The 2,908-nt window shown below is 51.0% G+C and carries 1 rRNA gene; it reads right to left on the bottom strand.

Annotated elements, in window-relative coordinates:
* Positions 1 to 3: 3 nt before the first annotated feature.
* Positions 4 to 2,907, bottom strand: a 23S ribosomal RNA gene (locus EJJ37_RS19560).
* Between the last annotated feature and the right edge of the window lies 1 nt (position 2,908).

A 2,908-nucleotide genomic window follows, 5' to 3' on the forward strand; every position in this document is an offset into this window, starting at 1 on the left:
TTATTGGTCAAGCCCTCGACCTATTAGTATCAGTCAGCTACATACGTTACCGCACTTACACCTCTGACCTATCAACCTTGTGTTCTTCAAGGGGTCTTACTAGCTTATGCTATGGGAAATCTCATCTTGAGGGAGGCTTCACGCTTAGATGCTTTCAGCGTTTATCCCTTCCCGACTTAGCTACCCAGCCGTGCTCCTGGCGGAACAACTGGTGCACCAGAGGTCAGTCCATCCCGGTCCTCTCGTACTAAGGACAGCTCCTCTCAAATTTCCTACGCCCGCGACGGATAGGGACCGAACTGTCTCACGACGTTCTGAACCCAGCTCGCGTGCCGCTTTAATGGGCGAACAGCCCAACCCTTGGGACCTACTACAGCCCCAGGATGCGACGAGCCGACATCGAGGTGCCAAACCTCCCCGTCGATGTGGACTCTTGGGGGAGATCAGCCTGTTATCCCCGAGGTAGCTTTTATCCGTTGAGCGATGGCCCTCCCACGAGGTACCACCGGATCACTAAGCCCGACTTTCGTCCCTGCTCGACTTGTAGGTCTCGCAGTCAGGCTCCCTTATGCCTTTGCACTCTACGAACGATTTCCGACCGTTCTGAGGGAACCTTTGGGCGCCTCCGTTACTTTTTAGGAGGCGACCGCCCCAGTCAAACTGCCCACCTAACAATGTCCAGTCACCAGATTCATGGCGTCCTGTTAGAACCCCAGTACTGTCAGGGTGGTATCCCAAGGTTGACTCCACTAAGGCTGACGCCCTAGTTTCCCAGTCTCCCACCTATCCTGTACAGACAATACCGGAATTCAATGCTAAGCTGCAGTAAAGCTCTACGGGGTCTTTCCGTCCAATCGCGGGTAGCGAGCATCTTCACTCGCACTACAACTTCGCCGGATTTGCAGTTGAGACAGTGCCCAAGTCATTACGCCATTCGTGCGGGTCAGAACTTACCTGACAAGGAATTTCGCTACCTTAGGACCGTTATAGTTACGGCCGCCGTTTACTGGGGCTTAAGTTCATACCTTCGCTTGCGCTAAGTATTCCCCTTAACCTTCCAGCACCGGGCAGGCGTCAGCCCCTATACATCAGCTTGCGCTTTAGCAGAGACCTGTGTTTTTGCTAAACAGTTGCTTGGGCCTATTCTCTGCGGCCTACTCTCGTAGGCACCCCTTCTCGCGAACTTACGGGGTCAATTTGCCTAGTTCCTTAACTGCAATTCTTCCGCCGGCCTTAGGATTCTCTCCTCATCTACCTGTGTCGGTTTGCGGTACGGGCACTACTTCTCTCTCTAGATGCTTTTCTTGGAAGCATGGAATCATGTACTTCGGCCTATATGGCCTTCCCCATCACGCCTCAGAATTGTTACAGCGGATTTGCCTACCGTAACTCCCTAAACGCTTAGACTAGCATTTCCAATCGCTAGCACACACTATCCTTCTCCGTCACACCCTCGATAATAACGATGGTAGTGGTATCGGAATATCAACCGATTGTCCATCGCCTACGCCTTTCGGCCTCGGCTTAGGTCCCGACTAACCCTCAGCGGACGAGCCTTCCTGAGGAAACCTTAGATATTCGGCCTGTAGGATTCTCACCTACATCTCGCTACTAATGCCAACATTCTCACTCGTAATCAGTCCACCGCTCCTTACGGTACGACTTCAGCCCGATTACGACGCTCCCCTACCGCTTGCTTACGCAAGCCCGTAGCTTCGGTGGTAAGTTTGAGCCCCGGACATTTTCGGCGCAGGATCTCTCGACTAGTGAGCTATTACGCACTCTTTAAATGAGTGGCTGCTTCTAAGCCAACATCCTAGTTGTCTTAGAAATCCCACATCCTTTTCCACTTAACTTACACTTTGGGACCTTAGCTGACGATCTGGGCTGTTTCCCTTTTGACCACGGATCTTATCATTCGTAGTCTGACTGCCGGACTTAATGTATATGGCATTCGGAGTTTGATAAGGTTCGGTAAGCGATATGCCCCCTAGCCCATTCAGTGCTCTACCTCCACTACACATATCCGACGCTAGCCCTAAAGCTATTTCGGGGAGAACCAGCTATCTCCGAGTTCGATTGGAATTTCTCCGCTATCCACAGCTCATCCCATGCTTTTTCAACAGCAACGTGGTTCGGTCCTCCACGAAGTTTTACCCTCGCTTCAACCTGGCCATGGATAGGTCACCCGGTTTCGGGTCTACGGCATGCAACTAGTCGCCCTATTAAGACTCGGTTTCCCTTCGGCTCCGTACCTTAAGTACTTAACCTTGCTACATACCGTAACTCGTTGGCTCGTTCTACAAAAAGCACGTCATCACCCTCATAAGGGGCTTTGACCGGTTGTAGGCACACGGTTTCAGGTTCTATTTCACTCCCCTCCCGGGGTTCTTTTCACCTTTCCCTCACGGTACTGCTTCACTATCGGTCATCAGGTAGTATTTAGCCTTGGGAGGTGGTCCTCCCTGCTTCCCACAAGGTTTCACGTGTCTCGTGGTACTCTGGATCAGAGCTTGTTATCTTAACGTTTCACCTACAGGACTATTACCTCCTACGGTCTAACTTTCCAGTTATGTTCAGTTACAATAGACTTCTCGTTAATGCTCTGTCCGCAACCCCAAAGATAAATCTTTGGTTTGGGCTCTTTCCCTTTCGCTCGCCGCTACTAAGGAAATCGATTTTTCTTTCTCTTCCTCTAGGTACTTAGATGTTTCAGTTCCCTAGGTTTACCCTCATATAGCTATGTATTCACTATATGATACATGGGGTTTCCCATGTGTGTTCCCACATTCGGAAATCTCCGGATCACTGGCTATGTGCGCCTACCCGAAGCTTATCGCAGCTTATCACGTCCTTCATCGGCTCCTGATGCCAAGGCATTCACCATGCGCCCTTTGTAGCTTGACCT

This window comes from Clostridium cuniculi (assembly GCF_004353185.1).
In the GTDB taxonomy this organism is placed as follows: Bacteria; Bacillota; Clostridia; order Clostridiales; family Clostridiaceae; genus Clostridium; species Clostridium cuniculi.